This is a genomic window from Paenibacillus tianjinensis (assembly GCF_017086365.1).
Taxonomy (GTDB): domain Bacteria; phylum Bacillota; class Bacilli; order Paenibacillales; family Paenibacillaceae; genus Paenibacillus_AQ; species Paenibacillus_AQ tianjinensis.
Map to the genome: position 1 here is coordinate 3,296,897 of NZ_CP070969.1, position 25,321 is coordinate 3,322,217.

Below are 25,321 nucleotides of genomic sequence, written 5' to 3' on the forward strand. Positions count from 1 at the left end.
TAGGGGGGCTGGCCCTCCCTTTTTCTGGTTTTATGGAAATAAGGTGGACTAGAGGTTGAGAGTATATGTGAAGTTATTGGAGGTGAGTGGATTTTTTGGTTTTATTATTGTGAATTTTTCATATGTTGTAATTGCATAAATAAGGCGTGAAATTTGATAGATATTCTAACGGATTTTGCTGCATAGCAAATTATCGTAATATGTCAAAAAATTTGTTTACATATCTTTTATTATGTTAACTTTATGTTTACAGAATCTAACCTAGCCGTCCCTTAACATAGTGTTCCCTCTTTTTTTTGCTATAATCAGGTAAATAAGCTTAGGAGGGAATTATCATTGAAGGATGACTCTACCATTCCGCCTGAACGAGATCCATATCATGAAGTTATGCGCCCGCCAACGGACAATCCCTGCTGCTATATGCACATACCTCCGCGTATGGAGCCTGATAACATTGACTGGTACATTGAACCAATGACATTCGAGACGCAGCATGAAGCCTTTGAATGGATTTCCAGCGGTCCTTATAATGAAATAGGCTATCTTTATACCGGATATCAGACAACGGATGAAAAACTGGCTAACATCCTGCTATTTGAGCTCGTCAGAAGCAATACACTCCACGGTCCGCGTTTTCAGGTCCAGGCTGACTACGAATTCCTGAGTACAGGACTGCTCTATAAAGTATGGGTTACTCCGCTTGCTGAGCCTGATGCTGAAGAGAAAGCTTGAGTAATTTATGTTTGGAGCCAGCTATCCGCCGGGCACTAAGCTCGATAACCGCTTGATTGCCACTCGTAATCTTTGGCGGTATTTATATACAAGTTAACATAATATATAATATGTTAACTTATTGCTTATGGCTATGCTATCTTATCTTTTAAGATACATTTGAACAGCAAATAACTGCAGTATAAATAAAACATCCTGAGCAACGGGTAACGTGCCCCCATAGGCAGGGCATACAGGGAGTATTACATCTCCGCTAAAGGTATATTTTCCGGCCATTTAGCTAATGTATAGCTTCCCACTCTGCCCTGACGTACTAGTTTTTGAGCTTAGTGGCGCTCTCCGTACTGAAATATTGGCTTGGATTCCCCTGTTTCGGGTTGAAGCGCTCCTTAAATTCCCCATTCGTATACGCTCCAATAACCCGATGCCAGAAATTACGGGCAGGTGTATTAGCGCGGATCTGCGACACCTTCCAGTCACCGGGAAACATATCGAACAATCGGTGTGCCGCCCAGGTGCCCACCCCGCTCCGGCGGTATTTTTGCAGCACAAAAAATTCTGTCATATAAAACTGCCCTTCAGGATTACGCAGCAGACGGTCCACCAGGGCGAATCCGGCGATATTGCCATCCGCGGTAAACAGATAAGCGAATTTATTGTTACCGCTGTTCCAGTAAGCTTCTAGACCCGGATAGGACGGAAAATTACCGTCACGGTCTACCTCAAGCTCCAGATACCGGGTGAAATCATATAAATAAAACTGCATCAGTCTGCTGATTATCTGTCTATTCTCCTTGGGAACCAATTCGATTCCAAGTTCCATTAGGTTCACCTCAACGATTCACATTTTACTTCACATCATATAACTTTGTCCCCTCGGGGGCAAGGTCAGTGCGTACACCACCATTCCCTGCCAGCTGCGAAACATGATAAGATAGACAGACACCCATATTCGCGCATCCTTACAGCATACTAAGAAAAAGGTGATTGTCATCAGCATTCAAAAGAACAGCGACCGCAAAAATCTTGATCAAAGGCTGCATCTCATGCCGTGGTTTGTTCAGCAATTCATAGACTATAAACGTCCTGATCTGTCCCCCTCTACCCTTCTGGAATACATCCGTGATTATGAATCATTTTTCGGCTGGTTAAGGGCTGAGGGTCTATCTACTGCGGACAGCATTGCTAATATCACCCTGCTCGATCTGGAAACGCTGCATATGGATAGTATCACAGGCTACCGCCTGCATTTGACAACACGTGCCGAAGGGACTAATACCCGGGTGACAGTCTCCCGTAAGCTCTCTGCCCTGCGCTCCCTGTTCCATTATCTCAGCCAGATTGCCGAAGATGAGAATTTCTACCCGCTGCTGAAGCGTAATATTATGGCCAAGGTAGAGATCAAGCGGATTCATAAGCCCAAGGATACCGCTGCCAAGCTTAAAGGAAAAATCCTGGAGGATGAGGAGCTGCTGGAGTTCGTCGGCTATATCTATGAAGGCTATGGACGGGATGTAGAAGCCAATAAGCAGGCTTATTATTCCTTTCAGCTGAACCGTGAACGGGATGCCTGTATCGCCAGTCTGATTCTGAACTCCGGGCTTCGTGTATCCGAGGTAGTCAATTTGAACGTCGATGACCTGGATATTAATAATAAGCTGCTCTATGTATACCGCAAAGGGAATAACGATGAAACCTTCAAGACACCGGTTTATTTCCGTGAGCAGGCTAAAGACGATCTTGCGCTCTATTTAAGTCTCCGCCAGACACGCTACAAAACGCCAAAACGGGAAAAGGCCCTGTTCATTGCTCTCCCAAACGGCAGCCAGGAAGGCAAACGGATGACTAAACGGGCCATCCAGGAGATGATCATCAAATATGCCAAACGGTTTGGCAAACCTTATTTAACGGTTCATAAGCTGCGCCATTCATTCGCTACAGACTATTATCTGCAAAATGATATCTACAAAACCAAAGAGCAGCTTGGACATGCCTCCACAGAAACTACTGAGGTCTATGCCCATCTTACAGACAAAACGATGTCTGAAGCGATTGAGCGGCGTGTGGAAAGCTGATTATCTTATGTATTACATCTAAATACTTAGTAATGGAGGGAGTTTCTCTTGTCTGAGACTCAAGACTATTCAACTTTTTCAGCGGCTGAACTGCCGCATAATCTGCGTGCAGACTGCGAGCAGTGCTTCGGGTTATGCTGTGCCGCCCTGCCCTTTGCCGTTTCGGCCGACTTTGCCATGGACAAAGCAGCAGGCCAGCCCTGCCACAATCTGCAGGCGGATTTTCGCTGCGGGATACATACCCGGCTCCGGGAGACGGGTTTTCGAGGATGTACGGTGTATGACTGTTTCGGTGCAGGACAACAGGTATCCAAGGTCACCTATGGCGGTGTCGACTGGCATCAGGCTCCGGGCACTGCGTCCCAGATGTTTGAAGTTTTCCCGGTCATGCGGCAGCTTCATGAATTACTGTGGTATTTAACTGAAGCACTGGGCTGGCCTGCGGCGGGTCCCATTCAGCATGGACTGGCTGATATGCTGAAAAAGACAGAACAGCTCACCATGCTCCCGCCTGAGGCGCTGCTGGAGCTGAATGTTGGGGCCCACCGCGGTGAAGTTAATGAACTGCTGCTGCGGGCAAGCGAGCTTACCCGGGAGGCAGTTCGCCGCAACCTGAAGCAACAACCAAAACGCCAGAAAAACTACGGCCGCGGTGCCGACCTGATTGGAGCCAGGTTAAAAGGTGCCGATCTGCGCTGCGTAAGCCTGCGGGGTGCCTATCTCATTGCTGCCGATCTGAGCGGTGCAGATTTGCGGGCGGCCGACCTGATCGGTGCGGATTTCCGGGATACGAATATCTGCGGTGCCGACCTTTCTTCCAGCCTGTTCCTCACCCAGTTCCAGATTAATACGGCTAAAGGAGATGCCTCCACAAAGCTTCCTGCAAGACTCACTGCTCCTACCCACTGGCTTGATTAGAGAGTTGGATAAACCGAAGGTCTCCGTTAAGACCGCACTTATTCAACCACGATCCGGTCACCTTTGCTTGGAGGCGTAGAAATGACCAGGAATTCAACTTCTGCGCCTGAGGTATTGAACATCTGATGCGGCACCAATGGATGAACCTCGATTCCCTCTTGCGGGTTAAGCAGAATTTCCGTACCCGCTATTTCGAGAGTAGCAGTACCTGAGAGTACAAAGAAAAATTGCCGGGCCTGCTGATGATAATGCTTCACTTCCGCCGTGTTTGCGGGCATTCTTTCATGAATTACACTCAGATTATTATTTTTAACTAGGTGCCAGCCGTCGCATAGATCTCCCCATGTATAGTGTTCCGCATTCTGCTTGCTTATTTTCATCTCGTTCGATCTCTCCCGTTGTTCTGCTTTGTTTATAGGCGCCGCTGCTCTTGTACCCGAGTAACGGCTCCGCCCCTCCTTTAGACTTGTCTTATAAAAAGTATCAATTCAGCAGCAAGCTGATTTTTTGACTGCTCTATTGTGAATTTTTCATATGTTGAAATTCTGAAAACTAGATCGTTGTTCCCACAAAAGGTTGGCAATTCCTTCACTATCGTTGATGCTAAAGAGCTTATCATGCCAATTTTCTGCGATGGCGACCTGCTCCATCGTCTCCCAGACAGCGATTGCTGCGATATTGCTCACCTGGTTGAGCAGGCTTCGATCCTCATCGCTATGCAAAAGCACAATTTTGGGATACGCTTCCTGCTTGAATCCTTCAACGATTACATAATCATAGCCGGAGAAATCAGCAATCAGCTCGGATAAGCTGGAGCTCCGCTCTTTAATCACAGAAGTCCGGGTATTATTCGTTATAGCAACCGCTGCCGCACCAGCCTGACGCTGTTTCCAGGTATCTGTTCCGTGATGATCCATATCATAAGTATGGGCATCATGTTTGATGACAGCGACACTGTAGCCCCTTTGCTTCAGCAAAGGAATCACAGCACAAATCAGCGTCGTTTTACCGCTGTTCTTATAACCGACAATCTGGCAAACTGCCGGCAGTTGAATATTTGCCCGCTGTCCGCTGTTCCGCTGCCCTGTACTAGCGGTATTTCCCCGAAGTCTTGTCCTTCTCCCAACTCGTCTCATTCTGCTTTGCCGGCCCTCCATCCCTGCTCTACCCAACAATCTCACCAGGCAATTTCAATATCTTCACCCGATCCCCTGCCGCCAGTCCGCGTGCTTCCGGAGGGACGATGATCAGACAGTCACTGTCTTTAATCGTTACCATGACTGACGATTCATCGATTCCCGCGGGATAGGCGTAAATGCTGCCGTCACGGATTTCCAGCCGGGCACGTACAAACCGGGTATAGTTGTTCACTTTGGTATAATCCGCACCCATAAACGCGGTCCATTCCGGTAAAAGCGGCTGCGCTGCTCCTAGCATCAGTGAAATAACCGGCCGGGCAAAAAGCTGAAATCCGACAAAACAAGCCCCCGGATTACCGGATAGTGCCAGCAGTAGCTTCCCGCCACGCACTGCAGCTGTCGTGACGCTTCCCGGGCGCATGGTTACTTTGTTAAAGAGCATTTCTCCTGTTTTTTCCCGGACCAGATCGCCCATAATGTCATAATCGCCAACAGACACTCCACCTGTTGTAATGACGAGATCATGCGTTTCCAGCGCCATCTGCACCTTACTGCGGGCCAGCTCCAGGTCGTCAGCGATCGCTCCAAGCATCACTGCCTCACCTCCGGCCTCACGCACGAGGGCTTCCAGCATCGGTGAATTGCTGTTGCGGACTTTACCGGGCTGAAGCGGTTCATCTACCGCCAAAAGCTCAGACCCGGTTGCAAAAATCGCTATCTTCGGCCGGCGATGCACCTTCACCATGTGAATCCCAAAAGCAGCCAGCACTGCGATATCACCCGCAGCTATTAAACGGCCTGCCGGCAGCACCAGCTGACCTTCCTTCAATTCAAAGCCGCGCGGTGTGATGTTGCTTCCTGCCAGCTGCGGTTTACGGAGTAAGACGAAGGTCTTCCCGTCCCTATCTCTGCTTTCTGTAATTTCTATCATTACCACTGCATCAGCACCTTCCGGCACCTGAGCTCCGGTCATAATGCGTGCAGCGGTTCCGGGGGTAAGATCTGCTGATGGTACAGCTCCGCATGGAATGTTATCTATGACTTCCAGCCATACCGGATTCTCTGCATTACACTCCTGAGTATCTGCGGCGATAATTGCGAATCCATCCATACCTGAACGGTTAAATGCCGGAAACGGATGCGGGGCGTTGACCGGTTCAGCCAAATAACGTCCGCAGCTTTGGCTAAGCGGTACCTCTTCTATCCCAAGCACTTTTGCATATTGCATTACCCGGGCTTGCGCTTCCTTCACCTGTATCGCTTTACGCTGAAATTTATGATCCTGCATATTATCTCTATTATTCATTAGTGCCTCCATTCTCCTTCAGATCGCGGGTTAAGTGATGTTCCAGTACTTATTAGTGTTCTGATTATTTTAACATGCTTATCTCTAAAGTGAAATTTTCACTTGTTGCCGCAAGCAAAAAAGGATACCTCCGCTAACGGGCGTAGGCATCCTTGATTGTATTGGCACATTATAGACAGGTTACGACGCGCGGATGACCCGCACATCAGCCGGTATGACCTTTTCCCCTTCATAAAGCATGAACCGCCCGTTCTGCCACTCTACCCTCAGCAGCCGGTACTCATCCGATTGATACTGCCACACATGCTGCGTTCCGCCATTCATATAAGGGGTCTGGCCTGTGACAGTCGCATACCCTTCGTATTCTTCTTCAAGAAAATAGGTATAGTCATCCAACTCAAGTGTAGCCGGCACTTCTGCAGGATTATCCAACCGCCCGTCAATTGGCTGATAGAGACTATACTGCAGCTGTTCCCGCTCTTCAATATATAGATAAGCAATCCGGCTGCCGTCACGTAAGGTTAATACGACTGCATTGCGGCCGCTTGTCTGCGTCCGTCCGGTTACCTCATAGGTTACCAGCGAAACCTCACAGATATCACCGGGTGCTAGATTCAGCATGCTTTTCGGCGCTGCCGGTGCCTGGGGTTTGGAGAAGATATTTCCGATTCGTTTCCAGATGCTCAATTTCCATCATTCCTTTTGAAAAATTTGTAGGCTTATAGGTAGAACTATAGACTATTTTAACACCTATAACCCGGTTAGTCCTACCCGCGGATGAAAGCAGCGATAATTAGAGCACCTGTTACATGCAGCGAGCCTGCCAGCAGCCCGTAGCCTATTTTGCCCAGCCGGGTTCCATGGTCAAGGTCAATGGTGGCCCATTTGCCAAGCAGCAGCTCTACAGACTTTTCGAGGATAAACAGCATCCAGAAGGAGACTATGGAGACCACAAGTGCATCTCCCAAACGGCTCGATGCGGCAATAGAGGACGATAATATATAGCCTTGCGCCACGAGTTTCAGCACAAACCGGGTGGTCACCGCCATATTGCCTGCTTTCAATTCCTCCAGATCGTTATAACGGGTAAACAGCGAATCCACGAACATCAGCACAAAAAGCAGCACTGCGCCGCTCACCGTCCACACAACCATGGACACCAGAGTATGGAAATCCATTGCTTTAGCCCCCGCTTGTTCAGTTTGCCAGCCCGGTATAGAAAGCATAGAGAAGGCGAAGGAGAAACAACTCTTCTGTCTCCCCTTCGCCTGTAATCACCGGCTCAGGACCGGCTAATACCCTATATTATTGTTTCTCGTACTGCTTCATCAAGGCAGCCAGCTCGTCTTCTACTGCCTTATCCTTGTTAAGGCTCTCGAATTCATCGTCCAGCGATTTGTTGCCGGAGCTCATTTCGTTGCTGGCTTCGGCTTGCGCTTCGGCTTGAAGCATCTTGTCTTCCATCCGTTTCAATCCGGCAGAAGCAGAATCGGAGCTGAAGCCGCTCATCGCTTTGTTAATCTCGGTTTGCGCCTTAGCTGCATTGTAACGGGCTACCAGAGTTTCACGCTTGTTCTTCATCTGCGTGAGCTGTTTACGCATTTCCTCCAGCTTGGCGCGCAGGTTGTCAGCGGATGCTTTGTTCTGATCGAAGCTCGTCTTATATTCAACAAGCTTGACCTCTGCGGCTTTCTTCTCTTCCAGCGCGCGGCGGGCCAGATCGGCATTACCTGCCTGAGCAGCGGTATGGGCCTGCTGGTTACGCTTGGCTACCAGTGCTTCCTGTTCTTCGTACAGCTGCTTGAATTTCTTCTCAATGGCGATTTGGGCGGCAACCGCTTTTTCGGCATCCTCCAGATCTTCGGTCATATCCCGGATGTACTGGTCAGTCATCTTCACTGGATCTTCTGCTTTGTCAATTATCGCATTGACGTTAGACATGGTTAGATCACGCAATCGTTTAAATATAGACATGGTTCATTCCTCCAAAATAAAAGTTATTTGCTCATTTGTTATCTTTTACGCAGGGAGTTCCATTATCGTTTCAAAATTGTTGCGCTAAATATTGATCCACCTTGCCGTTTACCGTTTCAACGACCTTCAGAATGCCTTCTTTACTCAAATCGTCGTAATGAATACCCATAACAACCGTGACCGTCCGGTTCAGCGCAGAAGCGGCTCTCAGGGCGATAGCCTCGCTGATCGTATGCTCTTTGTGATGAGGAACGGCCGAGGTCGTTGCTATCACAGTATCACCATCCGGGTATGCCGTGCTGGCTGCTCCAATATGGCGGACACCACCGGTAATCAGCAGCAGCAGGTCACGTCCAACGGGTACTGCAGACAGTTCAATATCGTCAAGCTCATATTCATATGAAGACAACAGTATTCCCCCTACCCATTATATTAACCTCTGCACACGAAGATATCTCAGGGGAACGGAAAAGAAGTACCTCCAAGGCAATGAAGTGCCGGATTATTAAACAATTCCGCGAATTTCGTCCAGTGACGAGATATTCTCATCATGCATGAACTGCTGCAGTTCTTCCACTAACGAGCTTCCTGCACGCAGATTCATGAAGTTATAGGTTCCCACTTGGATCACCGTAGCTCCGGCCATAATAAATTCAATGATATCTGTAGCGGAAGTAATACCGCCCATGCCAATCACGGGAATTGATACACGGTGTGCCACTTGATGCACCATGCGCAGAGCAACCGGTTTGATCGCCGGGCCGGACAAGCCTGCGTACAAATTATTGAACACGCTGCTGCGGCGGCGCACATCGATCTTCATCCCGGAGATGGTATTAATCAGCGATACGGCATCCGCGCCTTCTGCTTCACACATTTCAGCCATCTCCGCGATGTCTTCCGCATTCGGTGACAGCTTCACTGCCAGGGGCAGCTTCGTAGCGGCTCTTACAGCGCGGACAACCTCCTGTGCGGCTGGAGTCTTCACACCAAAGGCGATACCGCCCTCCTTAACGTTAGGACAGGAAATATTAAGTTCAATCATATCGACCGCAGGCTTACCCGCAAGGGCGCGCTGGTCGGCATCACGCTGAATCAGCTCAGCACCCTGCACATAATCCGGCAGTGTATTCCCGCCAAGATTCACGATCCGGGCCGTATCCAGCGTCTCCCAATAAGGAAGCTCTTTGGCCAAAAACGCTTCAATTCCCGGATTTTCCAGGCCGACACTGTTCAGCATGCCGGAAGCTGTCTCATACACGCGGACACCAGGGTTTCCGGCTTTGGCATGGAGAGTCAGCCCTTTGCCGGAGATTCCGCCCAGCAGTGAAACATCATAGAGCTTGCCATATTCTTTGCCGAAGCCGAACGTGCCTGAAGCCATAACAATCGGATTCTTAAAATGAACACCGGCAATAGTTGCCGAGGTATTAGGCATTGTATTAATCATGGAAAAGCACCTCCTCTGCCAGGAACACAGGTCCATCTGCGCAGGCTTTGCGCTGTCCGTCACGGCAGGATACACTGCATACTAGGCAAGCGCCGATTCCGCAGGCCATCCGGTTCTCCAGGGAGAGATACACTTTAGGACGTTTGCCGGTAGTTTCGGCAGCAATCCCCTTCAATTGCGCAGCTTTCAGCATAGGATGTGGACCACAAACGAAGATGTGATCATAACTGGTGAAATCCACACGATCCAGAATCAGCCCGCCAACGTCCACCGTAAGCTCAGCGGCCAATGGACGGAAGGCCTCCGTACGGAAGGCTTCCCGGCTGAAACCAAGATAGATATCACTGCCTTGAAGCTCTTTGGCGCAATAATAGAGCGGGGCGATGCCGATTCCGCCGCCGATTAAGGCGACTTTACCTTCTACAGCCGGAAAACCATTGCCAAACGGCCCTTCCAGCTGAATCTGGTCACCCGGAGTCAATTCCGCAAAAATTTCAGTACCTTCTCCTACCACATGATATAGAAATTCGACCCCATCATCGTTCACTTGATGTATGCTGAGCGGTCTGGACAGCAGCGGATAGGCCCCCCATGCCCGCAACATGTAGAACTGACCCATTGTTCCGCCGTAATCCCCTTCAACCCGAAGGTGGTACACTCCGTTAACCAGCCGCTCGTTACTTATTACCGTCGCCACGTTATCAAGCTCCTTCAAATTTTATCTTATTAACCATGCCTTAGAAAGAGTTTAAAATCTGTGACAAACTTCACAATAATAAGTGTCTATTTTCGTTTCCAGATTCCGCGTTCATAAGGGCCAGGCACGTTTTCTTTGTCTATTCCGCCGAGGGTTTCCTGAGCATGAAGTGTCCAGTAAGGATCGCTAAGCATTCCTCTGCCAATAGCCACCAGCTCTGCCTTTTTCTCGGCAATCACAGCCTGTGCTTCTGCGAAGTCATCAAGCCGTCCCACGGCAATAACCGGAACCTGGAGGCCACTGCGGATGTACTCTGCCAGATCCACCTGATAGGCCGGCCCTGCATTAGGGCCCCCGTTCGAGCCAATCGGGCCTTCGCCGCCTGAGGACACATGGAATATATCTACACCGGCAGCCTTATACCGCCGGCAGAATTCCAGCGCATATGCTTCATCATACCCGCCTTCCACATACTCCTTGGCGGAGACTCTCATGAGCAAAGGCATTTCGGGCGGCAGCACTTCTTTGACAGCCTGGACGACCTGTTCTCCGAACAGTATAGGATCGGCTCCATATTCATCATCTCTTGCATTCGTCAGCGGGGAATGAAACTGATGGATCAGATATCCGTGTGCACCATGAATCTCGACTGTATCAAATCCGGCTTCTACCGCTCTCCTTGCCCCTTCCCGGTATGCGGCGACCATCTCGGCAATCCCTTCACTGGTAAGGGCCAGCGGAGTTTTGGAGCGTTCATCGAATGGAATGGCCGATGGAGCTACAGGCGGATTGGCATCGAGCGCTTTGCGCCCGGCGTGGCCAAGCTGGATTGCTATTTTGGCACCGTAGGAATGTACGGCGTCTGTTATTTTACGGTAGGCCCCGATCTGCTCATCGCTCCAAATCCCGGTATCTCTGTTGGTGATCCGGCCATCCGGATGCACGCCGCTCATCTCTACAATAATAAAACCGGCACCGCCTACCGCCCGGCTGACATAATGCACGAAATGCCAGTCATTCGGCGTGCCGTCCTGGCTTTCCACCGCATACTGGCACATCGGCGGCATCACTACCCGGTTTTTCAGGACCAGCGCCTTTAATTCATATGGACTAAATAAATCAGACATTTCCGTTCCCTTCCTTCACTTTTCTCGATGGGGCTTCCGGGCTAATCTCCCGATGAATCAAGTATACACAACTTTTCTCCAGCGTTAAATCTTTACCTGCAAGGCAGGGAATCCGGCATAAATCCCCCGCGCCTTGGAGATAACAAGGAAAGAAAATTGTGGCCTGAAGCTGCATGAAGGAGGCGAACCTGCAATGAAGCATCTGTTAATGAACCGGAAACTCTTTATTCTTGCCGGACTGTTCTTTGTTCTGTTCAGCCCTGCGGCTTACCCGGGACCCGCTTCAGCCAGCATACCTGCAATTCAGGAGACATCAGGATATGAACGGCAGCAGGGTGTGGAAAAAGATGACCCGCAGGCCAAGCCGGCAAACGCCTCCACTCAAGCTGCAGCACGGCGGAATAAACGGAATAAAAGCCTGACACTTAACCAGCTGTTGAAGAAATACCCGGAAACGATCCTTACCCAAGGACCACGGAACAGAATGATCGCACTGACCTTTGACGATGTGCCGGATCCGCGGTTTACCCCTCAATTACTGGATGTCCTGCGGAAATATCATGTAAAAGCCACCTTTTTCGTTGTCGGGAGCCGGGCAGAAAAACATCCTGCGCTTATAGCCCGGATCGTTCGGGAGGGGCATGTAATCGGCAACCATTCTTATAACCATCCCGAGTTCGGAAAAATAGGTATGAATGAATTCCGTACCCAGATTATCCGCACGGAAAATATCATTTCGGCCCTGGCCGGGTATAAGCCAAGACTGATACGGCCGCCTTACGGTGATATCAGCGAATCCCAGCTGAAATGGGCCAAAGCCCGCGGGTACAAGCTGGTGAACTGGAATGTAGATTCACTGGACTGGAGGAGCCTGCCCAAAGCCCAGGTCAGGAATAATATTGTAGCGCATGCTGGGAAAGGAGCCATTATACTGCAGCACGGCGGAGGCGGCCGGGGAAGCAATCTGCAGGGCACGATCCAAGCTCTTCCGGAAGTGATTACCATTATGCGTAAAAGAGGGTATACCTTTGTTACTGTTCCTGAAATGCTGCAGCTTCCTAAGAATAAATAGCGGATAACAAAAAAAAACGGATACCCTCCCTTTTGAAGTGCACCCCTTAGAATAGACATTGGAAAAACCCCAGGGTAAATCCGATGTAATTCTAGGGGGTGCATTTTTATGCCAGCTAAGAAAGGTCAGAAGTTTAAGCATTATCCTGAGTCTGTGAAAGTAGAAGCTGTTCGACTGTTTATGGAGGAAGGATGGTGCTGCAGAAAGATTACAGAACACCTGGATATTAATGACAGGAAGCGTGTCAGTGTCTGGGTGAGGAAGTATCGGGCAAAGGGAAAAGACTCTTTTCAGGATAGACGTGGAGATCCGCACAGGTCTGAAACAGAGCAAGAGCGAGAACTACGTCGTTTACAGTTGGAGGTAGACGTTCTAAAAAAGTGGTTACAAATCTTGAATCGGGAGGGTTGAAGGATAGATATGTTGTCATCGACGAACTGAAGCATAAGCAGACCGTAAAGGAACTCTGTGGATATTTAGGGGTCCACAGAAGCGGTTACTATGCTTATCTGAAGCGCAAGGAAAAGGATCCAGACCAAGAGTTGAAACGTAAGATCAAAGCCATATACGAGCAACGGGACAAGACGGTAGGATACCGTCGGATACAGGATGAGTTATACCGCCAATATCACCTTGTCGTGAATCACAAGAAGGTTTTACGACTCATGCAGGAGCTTCGTATTAAGGCGATTATACGCCGTAAGTACGTCCATAGAACAACCTATGAGGCAGCAGTTTCGGATGGAAGAGTCGCAGAGAATCTACTGAAAAGAAATTTCAAAGCGGATAAACCCAACCAGAAATGGGTAACGGATGTTACACAATATCGGGTATTCGATGAGAAAATTTACTTATCAGCCATCAAGGATTTGTGGAATAACGAGATCGTCGGATACCACATTAGCAGATGTAACGACAATCCACTTGTATTAGAGACGTTTAGAAAGGCCTTTGAAACACATAAAGACGTGACTGGACTGATCGTTCACAGCGACCAGGGATGCCAGTACACGTCCCATGCATACCACGACATGCTGCCACAGGTTGGCGCCCAAATCAGCATGTCACGCCGAGGAAATTGTTATGACAATGCCTCCATCGAGAGCTTCTTCTCTCATCTTAAAGTCGAAGCACTCTATCCTTATGATATACGAAGTATCGCTGAGGCACAAAGAAGAATTGAGGAGTATATACGTTTTTACAATGAAGATAGAGCACAACGAAAACTAAACAAGCTGACTCCTGTTGAGTACAGGAATCAGCTTGTAGCCTAGGTCTTTTTTCAATGTCTACTAAATGGGGTCTTGACCATTTCAGGAAGGTATCCGTTTCTAAATCCGCAGGCAGTTCAGCGGGTTATTCAATAATATACAGATTCACATATTGGAATCCAAACTCCGCTACCGAGCTCTGGCTGCCGGGGATAAAGATATCAATCCGGTTGCCTTTAATTGCGCTTCCCATGTCTGTAGCAGTAGCAAGAAACGCCTGCTTTGGCAGACCCGGGTGAGAATGTCCGGTAACCAGCACTTTGGTGCCGAGCGGGATCACGCTAGGATCAACAGCAATAGTGCCGAGCTTCAGCGGATTGCCGAAATAATCGACAGCACCCCATTCACCGTTCTCGCTGGCTGCAGAGGAATAAGCGGAAGCTTTGACCTGCAGCACTTTATCATAGCTGAATTCCTTACCCCAAGCCTGGACTGTATTTGTTGCCGCTTCCACAGTCAACCCTGCCGCTGTGATAATGGAAGCTTTGGACGCTGCAGATGCCTGGGCAACCAATTTCGGCGAAGTGATGCCAGGGATGGTCAGGTTAAGACCCGGATAAATATTTGTGGCGGAAACCCCCGGGTTGGCGTTCATAATTTTGTTCATGCTTATGCCATAATAGTTGGATAGAGTATAATAGGTTGTACCTGCTCCTGCGGTATGTACGCTATCAGCCTGGGCGGGTGCTGCCTGCAGCAGCGCACTGATCCCGATGGCCGCAGCAAATGCGGTTATGGCGCTGAATCTGATTTTCATATGTGCCTCCTTCATAGCCTTCTTCATGCTGGCATCTAAAGTGCAGAGATTTGTTAACACAGGTATGAATATATCACAATTTTGTAACCTATGCCTAAGAAAATGTTACCAATCTGTTATCAATACGCTGATTTCCGCTTTTTTATTAGGATACAAAGATTACATACCGTTCATAAAAATCGTACATTTCAAAAAATATTAAGATTATGCGGCTCATTTAAGTGAAAATTTTACACAGATTTAACATTTCTCGCTTTGGCAAATAGTAGAATGATAGAATATGACAAGAAGACACGGTTTTGCCGTCCTTCTGGGATGTTATCCGCTAAATCAGACATTGAGGCACACTTGGAGGGTCTACGAACGTGAATACAGATGAGAAAAAAAACAACCATACCAGCCCTGCTACCGCTTATCTTAACCGGGATCTGAGCTGGATCGAATTCAACCGCCGCGTACTGGCAGAGGCTCAGGACCCGGATAATCCGCTGATGGAACGGGCTAAGTTTCTGGCGATCGTCTCCAGCAATCTTGATGAGTTCATCAGTGTCCGCGTCGCCGGAATCCAGGATCAGATCAGAGCGGGCTATACTAAAAAGGATTTTACCGGCTTTACTCCTTCCGGACTGTACAAACGTCTGGTCAAACGGGTTACGAAAATCATCGCCGACCAATACCGCACCTTCCGCGACCTTTCCCGGCATTTGCATAAAGAAGGTATCGTTTTCGTCAATTACGAAGACCTGACCCATGCCCAGGAGCAGTCCATTGAAGAGTATTACCGTGACATTATTTTTCCGGTACTGACACCGATGGCTGTTGACCAGAGCCGACCATTTCCGCTGGTGCACAGCCAGTTCATCTATCTGGCAGTTGTGCTTACCCGTAAGAACAGCCAGGAGGAGGAACCTTATTTTGCGATCCTGCAAATCCCGTCTAACCTGCCAAGATGCATTCCGCTACCCCACCGCTCCAACAGCAAAAAGCGGCAGTTTGTCTTCATCGAGGATGTAATCCGCCATCATATCCAAACCCTGTTCAGCGGCTACGAGCCGGTAGCTGTCAGTGAGTTCCGCTTAACCCGGAATTCCGACCTGACGATTGATGAAGAAGGTGCAGAAGACCTGCTGGAAGAGATTGAAAAGGAGCTGCGTAAACGCCGCCGCGGCGTCCCTGCCCGGCTGGAAGTACAAAAGGGAATTCATCCGTACGCGCTGGAGCAGCTGCAGGCCGAATTCGAGCTGGAGGATTTCGTATTCGAAATTGAGGGGCCGCTTGATCTCGGCTTCCTTCGCGGATTTGCAAACACTCTAAAAGGATTCAATTATTTGTTCGAAGCTCCGATTGAACCGCAGTATCCGGCGGAATTTGATGAGAATGAAGACTTTTTCGAGGTACTCCGCGAACGCGATGTGCTTGTCTACCATCCTTACGAATCCTTTGATGCGATGACCGACTTCATCACCCAGGCCTCCGAGGATGAGCATGTCATGGCTATCAAAATGACGCTCTACCGGGTAAGCGGCAACTCACCGCTAATCACTGCCCTGGCCCATGCTGCTGAATCCGGCAAGCAGGTCACTGTAGTTGTCGAGCTGAAAGCCCGGTTTGATGAAGAACGGAACATTGCCTGGGCGCGCAAGCTCGAGCAATCCGGCTGCCATGTTGTCTATGGTCTGGTCGGCCTCAAAACCCATGCCAAAGTAACGCTGATCGTCCGCCAGGAAGGCAACGAGCTGCGACGCTACGTACATGTAGGAACCGGTAACTACAACGACAGTACAGCCAAGGCTTATACAGACCTCAGCCTGTTCACCGCGAACAATGAGATCGGTCTGGATGCTTCCGAGCTGTTCAACCAGATGACCGGCTATTCCGCCAACTTTGACTGGAATGCCTTCATCGTTGCGCCAACCAATATGAGCCTGTCGCTGCAAAAGCTGATTCTGCGCGAAGCTGAGCATGCCGCCGCCGGCAGACCGTCGCGGATTATCGCCAAGATGAACTCCCTGTCCAATCAGGAGGTCATTGACAGCCTGTACAGCGCCGCTCAGGCCGGTGTGTCCATTGATCTGATCGTACGCGGTGTCTGCTGCCTGAGGCCGGGAATTGAGGGTCTCAGTGAGCGGATCAAAGTGCGGAGCATTGTCGACCGGTTCCTGGAGCATTCCCGGATCTATTACTTTGAGAACGGCGGCAAGCCTGAGGTTTACCTGTCCAGCGCCGACTGGATGACCCGCAATCTGACTCGGCGGATTGAGCTGATGTGTCCCGTGAAGGATTCCGGTATCCGCGGGCAAATTGTGAAGATTCTTGAAATGACGCTCAAAGACAATGTTAAAGCCAGCTTCCTGCAGCCGAACGGATATTATGAACGTCCGGACGACAAAAAGGCCCCTTTCCGGAGCCAGTTCGCCGCTATGGATGTTAGCCGTTGGAAAGGTAACCGAGCTTTACCTTCACCGCCCAAGCATTCCTGAATGCCTTCAGAGCGTTCTCTATGTCCTCGAGCCCTATAAGGACTGTCGAGGTGCCATGCAGCTCCAAATCAAGCGTGTTGCCGTGCAGCTGGACTGTGAGGTCGCGGATGATGCCGATTTCGGTACTATCCAGCGCGATGCTCAGCTGCACAAGTGTACCAAGCTTATGGATCAGCTCTTCGTCGGAAGGCAGCAAAATGTCCTTATGTGCCTGGGACAGTTTCTGCTTCCGGCTTTTTGTGCTGTAGGATGCGATCAAGGCGCTGAGAATCAGCTGGCGGTGGGTCAGCCCGCGGATCGGCGAATTCATCAGCCAGTAGCGGGTATGCCGCTTGGACTGATAGTAGTTAATGTTGGAGCCTGTACGGTGCAGCATTACAGAGACATAGATCAGCATTTCCTGCTCTGTCCTGTCCCCTCCCCCTTCAAAAGCATTGAACAAGCGGAGTGCAAGCTTATAGATATGGTCTAAATGCTGCTTAGAGGTGTGAATGTCAAAGCGGATGATCGTGTCCAGACTGAATTCAAGCGCACTGTCACGTACAGGCTGTTCGGGTCTCAGGAGATCATGCAGCATGCCCTCGCGCAGCCCCTCCCCGCTGATCAGCGCCTCTTTCGCTCCGATATATTGATACACGGTATGGAAAATGACCAGCCCGGAGATGATAATATCCGCGCGGCTTTTGGAGAGCCCGTCCAGCTCTTTGCGCTTCTCATAAGGCATGGCCGGCAACGTCTCCATAAACCGGGCGATGGTCTCACCGGATAAGATATAACCATGCGAATTCGGCAGTGAATAATCCCGGTTCTTCTGATCGAGCTTGCCGAGTGAACGGAGCGTCCCGCCAAGGCCGTACAAGGGGAGACCTGCTCCGGTGCCCAGCCAGTCATGCTCAACCAGCCTGCCGGTTACATAGGCCTGAAGCTTCTTCACCTGCTCTGCGTTCCAGTTGCCGCTGTGGCTGAACATCAGATTCGTATTGACCGCGCCAAACGGAAAGGAAATACTCTGCTGATAGCGGCGCCCGCGGAACAGGGTAACCTCAGTGCTTCCCCCTCCAATGTCGATGACGAACCCGTCCTGAACGTCCGAAGAATTGATCACACCCAGGAATCCGAAGTAAGCCTCCTGATAACCGCTGATGACTTCAATGGTTATCGAGGATTCAGCCGACAAATATTCTATAATCTCGGAGGAGTTGGCTGCGTTGCGGATCGCGGCTGTGGCTCCGGCGCGGATTCTCTCCACTCCAAAAGCGCTGCAGATTTCCTTGAACTGGCACAGGACCGGAATAATCGTATCCATGTCCTTCCGCTCCAGTCTGCCCTCTTTTGTAATCTTCTCACTCAGACGAGCAGAGTATTTACACTCCTTGATAATTTTGTAGCCGCCTTCTGGTGTCGTATCATAGATTACAAGCCGTATAGAGTTGGAGCCAATATCGATTATGCCAATCCGGCAAAGATCATCTCTCATCTGTATGTACTCCTTTACAAGTTGATTGGCCATTTTATATACTATATCACCCATTATTGCCCCAGCCAAAAGAAAAAAACGGCTTCCGGAGTGTATTCCGGGGCCGTTTTCGCATTTTTATAGCACTTTGCTCAAGAAATCCTGAGTGCGGGCATGCTTCGGATTGCCGAATACTTCTGCCGGTGTACCCTGCTCGACAATGTATCCGCCGTCCATAAACAGGATGCGGTCGCCGACCTCACGGGCAAAGCCCATTTCATGAGTTACAATGACCATCGTCATGCCCTGCTCAGCCAGTTTCTTCATTACTTCAAGCACCTCACCGACCATTTCCGGGTCCAGTGCAGAGGTAGGCTCATCGAACAGCATCACATGCGGCTGCATCGCCAGCGCCCGGGCAATCGCGATCCGCTGCTTCTGCCCGCCGGACAGCTGTGCAGGATAAGCATCGCGCTTATCTTCAAGACCTACGGTACGAAGGAGCTCTACGGCGATTTTCTCCGCTTCCTGGGGTTGCTGCTTTTTCACTTTCAGCGGAGCCAGCATAATATTCTGCAGGACGGACATATGCGGAAACAGGTTGAACTGCTGGAAGACCATACCCATTTTTTCACGGGTCTGATTGATGTCATGCTTCTTATCCGTAATGGATTGGCCTTCAAAGGTAATTTCGCCGCCCGTAGGCTGCTCCAGCAGGTTCAGACAGCGCAAGAAGGTGCTTTTCCCCGAACCGCTGGGTCCTATGACGACTACAACCTCGCCTTTTTCGATCTCCAGATCGATTCCTTTGAGGATCTCCAGCTTGCCAAAATGCTTTTGCAGGTTGTTAACGGCGATCATCCGTATTCAGCCTCCTTTCTAATATGCCGAGCAGCTTGGATAGTGTAAAGGTCAGTATAAAATACATTACGGCGATGACAACAAGCGGAGTTAATCCCTCATAAGTAATCGTCGTAATGGTTCTTGCCTCAAAGAGCAGATCCGCTACCCCGATCATCGAGACGATGGAGGACTCTTTAATGATTGTAATAAACTCGTTCCCGATAGCCGGCAGCACATTTTTGAGCGCCTGCGGAAGCACGATATACCGCATGGTCATCCCTTGCTTCATTCCGAGCGAACGGGCCGCCTCTACCTGGCCGCGGTCTACCCCCTGAATACCGGCGCGGAAGATTTCCGCCAGATAAGCCGAGCTGTTAATGGTCAGGGTAATCGCCCCCGATTGAATCGGAGAAAACTCCAGGCCGAATTCCGGCAGGCCATAGTGGATCAGGAACAGCTGCACCAGCATTGGTGTCCCGCGCAAAAATTCAACCCAGGCGGATGCGATAAAACGCAGAACCCTCCATTTGGACATGCGCAGCAGAGAGACAATAATCCCCAGCACAAAGCCGAAGAAAACGCCCATCACCGCAAGCAGCAATGTATACTTTAAACCGGAGAAGAAAAAATTGCGGTATTCATAAGCCATATCAAAAATGTTCATCTCTTGGCAAAACCTCCTGTTCTTCAATTTTCAAAAAAATAGAAAACAGCGAATTATCGCTATTTTCTACTTAAAGAGCATTACTCTGCAGCAAGTGAAGCCGCAGAAAACCTCTGCATCACAGATTGTGTCAGGTAAAAAGCTTATTCGCTCTCGGCAAGCTCGCTTGCCGCCGCTACATACTCTTCGATTTTGCCTTCGGAGTTCAGGCGGGTCAAGGTAGTATTTACTTGATTAAGCAGCTCTGTGTTGCCCTTCTTCACGCCGATTACATAACCGTCATCTTCCACTTCAGGTTTAGCATCTGTAATAACCAGGCCCTTAACATTCTTCACAAAGGATTTGGCAACCGGCCCTTCCATAATGGAAGCATCCACACGGTTGGAATTCAGCTGCAGAACGATTTCGGAAATTTTGCCGAGCGAAGTCAGCTGTGCGCCTTCAATGCCTTTGGCAATATCTTCCTGGATCGAACCGGTCTGAACACCGATCTTGGCACCCTTCAGGGAATCCATGGTAGCAAATTTATCTTTATCGGCTTCACGTACTACTACTGCTTGCTCCGCTTTATAGTAGATATCGGACAGGTCGACTGCTTTTTTGCGTTCTTCAGTCGGGCTCAGGCCGGAGATCACCATATCCACTCTGCCGCTGGACAGCTCATTTAAAAGGGAATCGAAAGGCAGATCCTTGATAACCAGCTCAGCGCCCATATCCGCAGCGATATCCTTGGCAATGTCGATGTCAAAGCCTACGATGGTGTCTTTGCCGTCAATCACTTTATGGAATTCATATGGCGGGAAATCTGCACTTGTACCCAGTGTCAGCGTTTTGGCGGCTGTACCGGTATTGCCGGCATTAGTGTCCGTTGATGCAGCATTATCATTGTTGTTGCCACAGCCGGTCATCATTCCTACCGCAAGCAGCATTCCTAAAGAAAGTTTACCCCATTTGTTCATCTGTATATCTCCCCTATTCTCTCTTAAATTCTCTAAGTTGTCCCATTGACCGATTTATTATAAATCACTGCGCATGAATATGCAAAGACATTTTTGTGACAAGACTCGTTTATTTGAAGGTAAGGCATGGTGATTTCAACAGCTAATGCCTGCCCTGTTTTGCACATGTTCAGGCAAGAGGTATATACTAGGTATCATCTCCAGTTGCTACCGAAATAACCCGGATGACCCTGACTGGTTCACAGGATCCATTCGTGTGGTATTAATTACCTATGGCTTACGAAACAGTTTATTAAGAGTTGGCTCAGGTGAATTTACTTACAAAGCATAGATATATGCTCACAGAGCCATTTTATACGGCATTTCAGGAGGATTAGCTCACAAAACTTAGGTTTATGCTTTCGAAGCGAGTTTTGTACGATGTGTCTCAGGAGGATTAGCTCACAAAACTTTTAGGAGGTGCTCTCATGCTTTTGGAAGCTATGTACCATGTACCCCGTGACAAGTGGGCTTACGCCTACGATACAAAAACTATACATCTGCGTGTACGCACCAAAAGGGACGATGTGGACTGTGTTACAGCCCTCACCGGAGACAAGTATGACTGGGAACATACCTTTTATGAGATTATGATGGAAAAGGCTGCATCCGATGATAAGTTTGACTACTGGGAATGCGCGGTCCGGCCTAAATATAAACGCCTTAGCTACACTTTCCGTGTCAGCAAAGGCCCTGAGGATGTTTATCTTCTTGACAATGGCATCCGCTCGGAGTGTCCGCAGCCCCCAAACCACTTCTACGAGTTTCCCTACATACACCAAATCGACCTGTTTCAGGTGCCCAAATGGGCCAAGGATGCGGTGTTTTATCAGATTATGACCGAGCGCTTCGCCAACGGCGATCCCGGCAATGATCCGGAAGGAACCGAGGCTTGGGGCGGAACACCGAAGCTGGATAATTTTTTTGGCGGAGATCTGCAGGGTGTGCTGGATCATCTGGATGATCTGCAGGAGCTTGGCATCAACGCCGTTTATTTCACACCATTATTCGTCTCCCCTTCCAACCATAAATATGACATTGTAGACTATAAAAAAGTGGACCCCCATTTCGGCGATAATGAGCTCCTGAAGCGCGTGGTTGAGGAATGCCACAGACGGGGTATCCGGGTGATGCTCGACGCCGTGTTTAACCACTGCAGTGACAAGTTCCCGCCTTTTCAGGACGTGCTGGAGAAGGGTGAATACTCTGTGTACAAAGACTGGTTCCATATGAACTCCTTCCCCGCTGAGGTTGTCGACGGTATACCTACCTATGACACTTTCGGCTTTTTTGGCAATATGCCGAAGTTCAACACCGCCAACCATGAGGTCAAAACCTATTTGCTTGAGGTGGCTGAATATTGGATCAAGGAGATCAAGGTCGACGGCTGGCGGCTGGATGTCGCCAATGAGGTCGATCACCATTTCTGGCGCGACTTCCGCAAGATTGTTAAGGCTGCGAACCCAGATGCTTATATCGTCGGTGAGGTGTGGAGTGATTCCCTGACCTGGCTGCTCGGCGACCAGTTTGATTCAGTCATGAACTACCCGTTCTCCGGCACGGTGCTGGAATTCTTCAACGGTGGCATGGACGGCGTTACCTTCGGACATCGGATCGGAAGCTTACTGATGCGCTATCCGCAGCAGACGAACGAGGTCGTCTTTAATCTGCTGGGCAGCCATGACACCCCGCGTCTTCTGACGGTTGTCGGGGAGGATAAACGCAGGCTGAAGCTCGCCGTCGTCTTCCTGTTCACCTTTATGGGGACACCTTGCATTTACTATGGCGATGAGATCGGGCTTACGGGCAATGAGGACCCCGACTGCCGCAAATGCATGGAATGGGATGAGGAGAAACAGGACCGGGAGCTGTATGATTTCTACCGAATGATGATCGCTCTGCGCAAGGCAAATAAGGCGCTGCGCGAAGGCCGCTTCCGCATCCTCAAGGCCTGCGAGAATGATCCGTGCATCGTCTATGAGCGGGCGGATGAAATCATTCATTTCACGGTCTGGATGAACAATTCCCCCGTTCCCCGCATACTCAGCCACCCGATGGAGACCGACGACTGGCAGGATGCGCTGACCGGTGACCCGGTAGCTCCCGTAGATGGAATGATGAATATCTCGCTTGATCCGTACGGTTACCGGATTCTGTGCCGTAATCTGGAGCAGCCTTCGATTTAAAGCTGTTACCTTCAATACAAAAAACCAAAGGCAGCCTTGAACTGGAATTCAGTTCTAGACTGCCTTTGGTTTTGTCTGGCTCAAGTTACCGCTCATTATATTAACTCATAAGGGATAAAACGGTCCGTTAGTTTAAATTTTTGGTGAGGAGTATTTCCAATGGTTGTGTATCAAGAATTAAGCATCCTGCATCTTTATAGCCTAGTTTTCTATAAAAGTGCTGGGCTCCTTCATCAGCCTGAGTAGATGTCATAATCAGATTGAAGCCCTTTTGTTTCATTTGTTCTTCCCAGAAGAGGACAACTTGCTTTCCTGCCCCCTTGTCTCTATATTGTTCATCGACCCAAATCATGTTCATGAAAGGGGTGTTGTCCCAAAAGTATCCATACCTCATCCATCCGATATTACTTTCATCCTGATTTCGCAGAATGTATATCTCATTTCCCTTTATTTTTGACAGTATTAAGCTCTCAGAAATATGAGGGTCACGGTTTCGTATGTATTCATAGTCTGAGTCCGTTGCAAAGACGATCTTCAACTTTCTTCCTCCCTTATGTCCCATTAAAAAATCTAATGACATTCTAACAGAACTTTATTAAGCACCGACAATAAATAACATCTTTAATTAAACTCTACTGGCCGTTAGTGTCTACAACTTTGTTTTGACGGCCTAGTGCCTTATTATTCAGATTCATACTATGTTTCGCCGAACACCCAAAGATAATTGCATTTGTTCCCCTCATGCATTACACTCTTTATATTGACAAATTTGCAGGTCTATAAAAGGAGGTCCACGCGTCTATGTGCCCCCGTACTAAAGAACAAAATGAGCGCATACGGATGCAGCGCCGAGAACAGATCCTGGACTTCGCCGCGCGCGCCTACTTCCGCACCGGCGGCAGCTTTGATATTCGCGACGTCGCTCGCGAGGCCGAGCTCGGTTACGGCACGGTATACCATTATTATCCTAACCGGCATTTACTGATAGAAGAGGTGCTGGACAGCGGCTTCGAGCGATGCGAGCAAGCACTTGCAGAATGGTCTAACCTCAGCCGCAGCACCTCGGATAACAGGCAGCTATTGACGTATTGCAAGATGCTGCTCCGGCTGTGGCTGTCGGATGCCCGCGCATATCTCGTCTACAAAATGGCGGCGGAACAATATTCAGGCTTGCCTGAGAAAGATCGGCATCCCGCTCAGAGACGATTCATGGAACAGCTGTACCTTCCGCTCAAATCGATCGCGCAGCGCGAAGACGACAGCGTAGACTATATGCTTGCCGTGCTGGTTGGCTGTTGCGGGGTGCACTACTATGCGGGTACTTCCGAGCTGGACGTCAATCGAATCGCCCAGCTTGCGATGCAAGCTATTACGAAGGAGTATTGATAACAACCATGGTCATCTTAAAAAGCAAGCATGAAATCGAAGGCATCCGCAAGGCATGCCAAGTGGTGGCCGAATGCCACCGTACGATCGCCCCGCTCATCAAACCGGGTATCACGACGAACGAGATAGAGCGCATATTCGAGGACATTATCTTGAAGCACGGCGCCAAGCCATACACGAAGGGCTACAAGGGCTATCCATATGCGACCTGTGCCTCCGTCAACGACGTGATCGCACATGGCTTCCCTACAGATAAACCGCTTGAGGAAGGCGATATTGTGACGATCGACACGGTCGCAGAGCTCGACGGCTGGCTCGGTGATTCAGCCTGGAGCTATGCGGTTGGTGAGATCTCGCCAGCGGCCGAGAAGCTGATGCGCGTCACCAAGGAATGCCTTGACCTCAGCATCGCGCAGGCCCAGCCCGGCAATCGGCTCGGCGATGTGACGAGCACGATCCAGCGGCATGCCGAATCGAACGGCTTCGGCGTCGTGCGCGACCTTCTCGCCCATGGCATCGGCCGGGACCTGCACGAGGAGCCGACCTATATGCATGTCGGTAAGCCCGGCAAAGGCCTCCGCATCAAGGAAGGCATGGTGTTCACGATCGAGCCCATGATCACCGAAGGCACCTACTATATGTCAATCGATCCGGACGGCTGGACCGCCCGAACACTGGACCGCAAGCTCGCCGCCCAATATGAGCATACAATCGCCATTACTGCTGAAGGTCCACAAATCCTGACTGCGCAATAAAATCATTAGAGGCCGGCCAGCGAAATGGCCGACCT

General features: G+C 49.7%; 27 protein-coding genes. 10 read left to right on the top strand and 17 right to left on the bottom strand.

The genetic code is table 11. From position 1 onward, the window contains the following. Positions 1 to 336 precede the first annotated feature (336 nt). Entirely contained in the window at positions 337 to 732 is a 396-nt protein-coding gene (locus JRJ22_RS14680) for a hypothetical protein (RefSeq protein ID WP_232380848.1), read from the top strand. 313 nt (positions 733 to 1,045) lie between these two features. Here the strand turns inward: JRJ22_RS14680 and JRJ22_RS14685 are convergent, their stop codons facing one another. Then, positions 1,046 to 1,555, bottom strand: coding sequence for a GNAT family N-acetyltransferase (locus JRJ22_RS14685; protein ID WP_206100266.1), 510 nt, complete (start codon positions 1,553 to 1,555; stop codon positions 1,046 to 1,048). A gap of 169 nt (positions 1,556 to 1,724) precedes the next feature. On the opposite strand from JRJ22_RS14685, the gene xerS reads away from it, so the two are divergent. Both xerS and JRJ22_RS14695 read left to right on the top strand, forming a co-directional pair. Then, a complete protein-coding gene (gene xerS / locus JRJ22_RS14690; protein WP_206105144.1) occupies positions 1,725 to 2,807 on the top strand; it encodes a tyrosine recombinase XerS in 1,083 nt (360 codons plus the stop codon). A gap of 48 nt (positions 2,808 to 2,855) precedes the next feature. Continuing rightward, positions 2,856 to 3,725 carry a pentapeptide repeat-containing protein gene (locus JRJ22_RS14695; protein ID WP_232380849.1) on the top strand — a complete coding sequence of 290 codons (870 nt, stop codon included), beginning with the start codon at positions 2,856 to 2,858 and terminating at the stop codon, positions 3,723 to 3,725. A gap of 38 nt (positions 3,726 to 3,763) precedes the next feature. Here the strand turns inward: JRJ22_RS14695 and JRJ22_RS14700 are convergent, their stop codons facing one another. The 10 genes from JRJ22_RS14700 to JRJ22_RS14745 all read right to left on the bottom strand — a co-directional run bounded on the left by JRJ22_RS14700 (position 3,764) and on the right by JRJ22_RS14745 (position 11,418). Further along, entirely contained in the window at positions 3,764 to 4,105 is a 342-nt protein-coding gene (locus JRJ22_RS14700) for a cupin domain-containing protein (RefSeq protein WP_206100267.1), read from the bottom strand. 150 nt (positions 4,106 to 4,255) lie between these two features. After that, complete coding sequence (gene mobB, locus JRJ22_RS14705; RefSeq protein WP_206100268.1) at positions 4,256 to 4,861, bottom strand: molybdopterin-guanine dinucleotide biosynthesis protein B; 606 nt, start codon at positions 4,859 to 4,861, stop codon at positions 4,256 to 4,258. Positions 4,862 to 4,889: 28 nt separating this feature from the next. Beyond that, a complete protein-coding gene (locus JRJ22_RS14710; protein WP_206100269.1) occupies positions 4,890 to 6,170 on the bottom strand; it encodes a molybdopterin molybdotransferase MoeA in 1,281 nt (426 codons plus the stop codon). Between the two features lie 180 nt (positions 6,171 to 6,350). Beyond that, positions 6,351 to 6,857 carry a DUF4178 domain-containing protein gene (locus JRJ22_RS14715; protein ID WP_206100270.1) on the bottom strand — a complete coding sequence of 169 codons (507 nt, stop codon included), beginning with the start codon at positions 6,855 to 6,857 and terminating at the stop codon, positions 6,351 to 6,353. A gap of 80 nt (positions 6,858 to 6,937) precedes the next feature. Next, entirely contained in the window at positions 6,938 to 7,348 is a 411-nt protein-coding gene (locus JRJ22_RS14720) for a DUF350 domain-containing protein (RefSeq protein ID WP_206100271.1), read from the bottom strand. A gap of 127 nt (positions 7,349 to 7,475) precedes the next feature. Next, on the bottom strand, positions 7,476 to 8,144 hold the full coding sequence (locus JRJ22_RS14725; RefSeq protein ID WP_206100272.1) for a PspA/IM30 family protein: 669 nt from the start codon (positions 8,142 to 8,144) through the stop codon (positions 7,476 to 7,478). A 70-nt stretch (positions 8,145 to 8,214) separates the two neighbouring features. Further along, positions 8,215 to 8,553: a prenylated flavin chaperone LpdD gene (gene lpdD / locus JRJ22_RS14730; protein ID WP_206100273.1), complete on the bottom strand. Its 339-nt coding sequence runs from the start codon at positions 8,551 to 8,553 to the stop codon at positions 8,215 to 8,217. 96 nt (positions 8,554 to 8,649) lie between these two features. Beyond that, the gene (locus JRJ22_RS14735; RefSeq protein ID WP_206105146.1) at positions 8,650 to 9,582 is read right to left on the bottom strand and encodes a dihydroorotate dehydrogenase; all 933 of its coding nucleotides are present in this window, start codon (positions 9,580 to 9,582) and stop codon (positions 8,650 to 8,652) included. 4 nt (positions 9,583 to 9,586) lie between these two features. Further along, positions 9,587 to 10,291, bottom strand: coding sequence for a dihydroorotate dehydrogenase electron transfer subunit (locus tag JRJ22_RS14740; protein ID WP_206100274.1), 705 nt, complete (start codon positions 10,289 to 10,291; stop codon positions 9,587 to 9,589). An 86-nt stretch (positions 10,292 to 10,377) separates the two neighbouring features. Beyond that, entirely contained in the window at positions 10,378 to 11,418 is a 1,041-nt protein-coding gene (locus JRJ22_RS14745) for an NADH:flavin oxidoreductase/NADH oxidase (protein WP_206100275.1), read from the bottom strand. A gap of 193 nt (positions 11,419 to 11,611) precedes the next feature. Here JRJ22_RS14745 and JRJ22_RS14750 point away from each other — a divergent pair, with 193 nt between their 5' ends. From JRJ22_RS14750 to JRJ22_RS14760, 3 genes are all read left to right on the top strand, one after another. Then, entirely contained in the window at positions 11,612 to 12,490 is an 879-nt protein-coding gene (locus tag JRJ22_RS14750; protein WP_206100276.1) for a polysaccharide deacetylase family protein, read from the top strand. Positions 12,491 to 12,598: 108 nt separating this feature from the next. Then, entirely contained in the window at positions 12,599 to 12,901 is a 303-nt protein-coding gene (locus JRJ22_RS14755; RefSeq protein WP_076139116.1) for a helix-turn-helix domain-containing protein, read from the top strand. Then, entirely contained in the window at positions 12,898 to 13,764 is an 867-nt protein-coding gene (locus JRJ22_RS14760; RefSeq protein WP_179088996.1) for an IS3 family transposase, read from the top strand. The genes JRJ22_RS14755 and JRJ22_RS14760 overlap by 4 nt, the downstream gene beginning before the upstream one ends. Positions 13,765 to 13,846: 82 nt before the next feature. Here the strand turns inward: JRJ22_RS14760 and JRJ22_RS14765 are convergent, their stop codons facing one another. Next, positions 13,847 to 14,518, bottom strand: coding sequence for a 3D domain-containing protein (locus JRJ22_RS14765; protein WP_206100277.1), 672 nt, complete (start codon positions 14,516 to 14,518; stop codon positions 13,847 to 13,849). A gap of 365 nt (positions 14,519 to 14,883) precedes the next feature. Here JRJ22_RS14765 and ppk1 point away from each other — a divergent pair, with 365 nt between their 5' ends. Then, positions 14,884 to 16,998 carry a polyphosphate kinase 1 gene (gene ppk1 / locus JRJ22_RS14770; RefSeq protein WP_206100278.1) on the top strand — a complete coding sequence of 705 codons (2,115 nt, stop codon included), beginning with the start codon at positions 14,884 to 14,886 and terminating at the stop codon, positions 16,996 to 16,998. Here the strand turns inward: ppk1 and JRJ22_RS14775 are convergent. The 4 genes from JRJ22_RS14775 to JRJ22_RS14790 form a co-directional block, all read right to left on the bottom strand. After that, positions 16,946 to 18,475, bottom strand: coding sequence for a Ppx/GppA phosphatase family protein (locus tag JRJ22_RS14775; RefSeq protein ID WP_206100279.1), 1,530 nt, complete (start codon positions 18,473 to 18,475; stop codon positions 16,946 to 16,948). The genes ppk1 and JRJ22_RS14775 overlap by 53 nt on opposite strands. A gap of 117 nt (positions 18,476 to 18,592) precedes the next feature. Further along, a complete protein-coding gene (locus tag JRJ22_RS14780; RefSeq protein ID WP_206100280.1) occupies positions 18,593 to 19,315 on the bottom strand; it encodes an amino acid ABC transporter ATP-binding protein in 723 nt (240 codons plus the stop codon). Further along, positions 19,302 to 19,961 (bottom strand): amino acid ABC transporter permease, encoded by a 660-nt coding sequence (locus JRJ22_RS14785; RefSeq protein WP_206100281.1) that lies wholly within the window; start codon positions 19,959 to 19,961, stop codon positions 19,302 to 19,304. Before JRJ22_RS14785 ends, JRJ22_RS14780 begins: the two co-directional genes overlap by 14 nt. 143 nt (positions 19,962 to 20,104) lie before the next feature. Further along, positions 20,105 to 20,920, bottom strand: a complete 816-nt coding sequence (locus JRJ22_RS14790; RefSeq protein WP_206100282.1) for a transporter substrate-binding domain-containing protein — start codon at positions 20,918 to 20,920, stop codon at positions 20,105 to 20,107. A gap of 467 nt (positions 20,921 to 21,387) precedes the next feature. On the opposite strand from JRJ22_RS14790, the gene JRJ22_RS14795 reads away from it, so the two are divergent. Then, positions 21,388 to 23,145, top strand: a complete 1,758-nt coding sequence (locus JRJ22_RS14795; protein WP_206100283.1) for an alpha-glycosidase — start codon at positions 21,388 to 21,390, stop codon at positions 23,143 to 23,145. 127 nt (positions 23,146 to 23,272) lie between these two features. Here the strand turns inward: JRJ22_RS14795 and JRJ22_RS14800 are convergent, their stop codons facing one another. After that, a complete protein-coding gene (locus JRJ22_RS14800; RefSeq protein ID WP_206100284.1) occupies positions 23,273 to 23,683 on the bottom strand; it encodes a GNAT family N-acetyltransferase in 411 nt (136 codons plus the stop codon). A 263-nt stretch (positions 23,684 to 23,946) separates the two neighbouring features. On the opposite strand from JRJ22_RS14800, the gene JRJ22_RS14805 reads away from it, so the two are divergent. Further along, positions 23,947 to 24,531, top strand: coding sequence for a TetR/AcrR family transcriptional regulator (locus tag JRJ22_RS14805; RefSeq protein ID WP_206100285.1), 585 nt, complete (start codon positions 23,947 to 23,949; stop codon positions 24,529 to 24,531). Between the two features lie 8 nt (positions 24,532 to 24,539). Next, positions 24,540 to 25,286 carry a type I methionyl aminopeptidase gene (map, locus tag JRJ22_RS14810; RefSeq protein ID WP_206100286.1) on the top strand — a complete coding sequence of 249 codons (747 nt, stop codon included), beginning with the start codon at positions 24,540 to 24,542 and terminating at the stop codon, positions 25,284 to 25,286. The last annotated feature ends 35 nt before the right edge of the window (positions 25,287 to 25,321 follow it).

Coding starts and splice junctions, on each gene's coding strand:
- JRJ22_RS14685 (WP_206100266.1), bottom strand. CDS start 1,555: ATGGAACTTGGAATCGAATTGGTTCCCAAGGAGAATAGACAGATAATC.
- JRJ22_RS14700 (WP_206100267.1), bottom strand. CDS start 4,105: ATGAAAATAAGCAAGCAGAATGCGGAACACTATACATGGGGAGATCTA.
- mobB (WP_206100268.1), bottom strand. CDS start 4,861: ATGAGACGAGTTGGGAGAAGGACAAGACTTCGGGGAAATACCGCTAGT.
- JRJ22_RS14710 (WP_206100269.1), bottom strand. CDS start 6,170: ATGAATAATAGAGATAATATGCAGGATCATAAATTTCAGCGTAAAGCG.
- JRJ22_RS14720 (WP_206100271.1), bottom strand. CDS start 7,348: ATGGATTTCCATACTCTGGTGTCCATGGTTGTGTGGACGGTGAGCGGC.
- JRJ22_RS14725 (WP_206100272.1), bottom strand. CDS start 8,144: ATGTCTATATTTAAACGATTGCGTGATCTAACCATGTCTAACGTCAAT.
- JRJ22_RS14735 (WP_206105146.1), bottom strand. CDS start 9,582: ATGCCTAATACCTCGGCAACTATTGCCGGTGTTCATTTTAAGAATCCG.
- JRJ22_RS14745 (WP_206100275.1), bottom strand. CDS start 11,418: ATGTCTGATTTATTTAGTCCATATGAATTAAAGGCGCTGGTCCTGAAA.
- JRJ22_RS14750 (WP_206100276.1), top strand. CDS start 11,612: ATGAAGCATCTGTTAATGAACCGGAAACTCTTTATTCTTGCCGGACTG.
- JRJ22_RS14755 (WP_076139116.1), top strand. CDS start 12,599: ATGCCAGCTAAGAAAGGTCAGAAGTTTAAGCATTATCCTGAGTCTGTG.
- JRJ22_RS14765 (WP_206100277.1), bottom strand. CDS start 14,518: ATGAAAATCAGATTCAGCGCCATAACCGCATTTGCTGCGGCCATCGGG.
- JRJ22_RS14775 (WP_206100279.1), bottom strand. CDS start 18,475: ATGAGAGATGATCTTTGCCGGATTGGCATAATCGATATTGGCTCCAAC.
- JRJ22_RS14780 (WP_206100280.1), bottom strand. CDS start 19,315: ATGATCGCCGTTAACAACCTGCAAAAGCATTTTGGCAAGCTGGAGATC.
- JRJ22_RS14785 (WP_206100281.1), bottom strand. CDS start 19,961: ATGAACATTTTTGATATGGCTTATGAATACCGCAATTTTTTCTTCTCC.
- JRJ22_RS14790 (WP_206100282.1), bottom strand. CDS start 20,920: ATGAACAAATGGGGTAAACTTTCTTTAGGAATGCTGCTTGCGGTAGGA.
- JRJ22_RS14795 (WP_206100283.1), top strand. CDS start 21,388: ATGCTTTTGGAAGCTATGTACCATGTACCCCGTGACAAGTGGGCTTAC.
- JRJ22_RS14805 (WP_206100285.1), top strand. CDS start 23,947: ATGTGCCCCCGTACTAAAGAACAAAATGAGCGCATACGGATGCAGCGC.
- map (WP_206100286.1), top strand. CDS start 24,540: ATGGTCATCTTAAAAAGCAAGCATGAAATCGAAGGCATCCGCAAGGCA.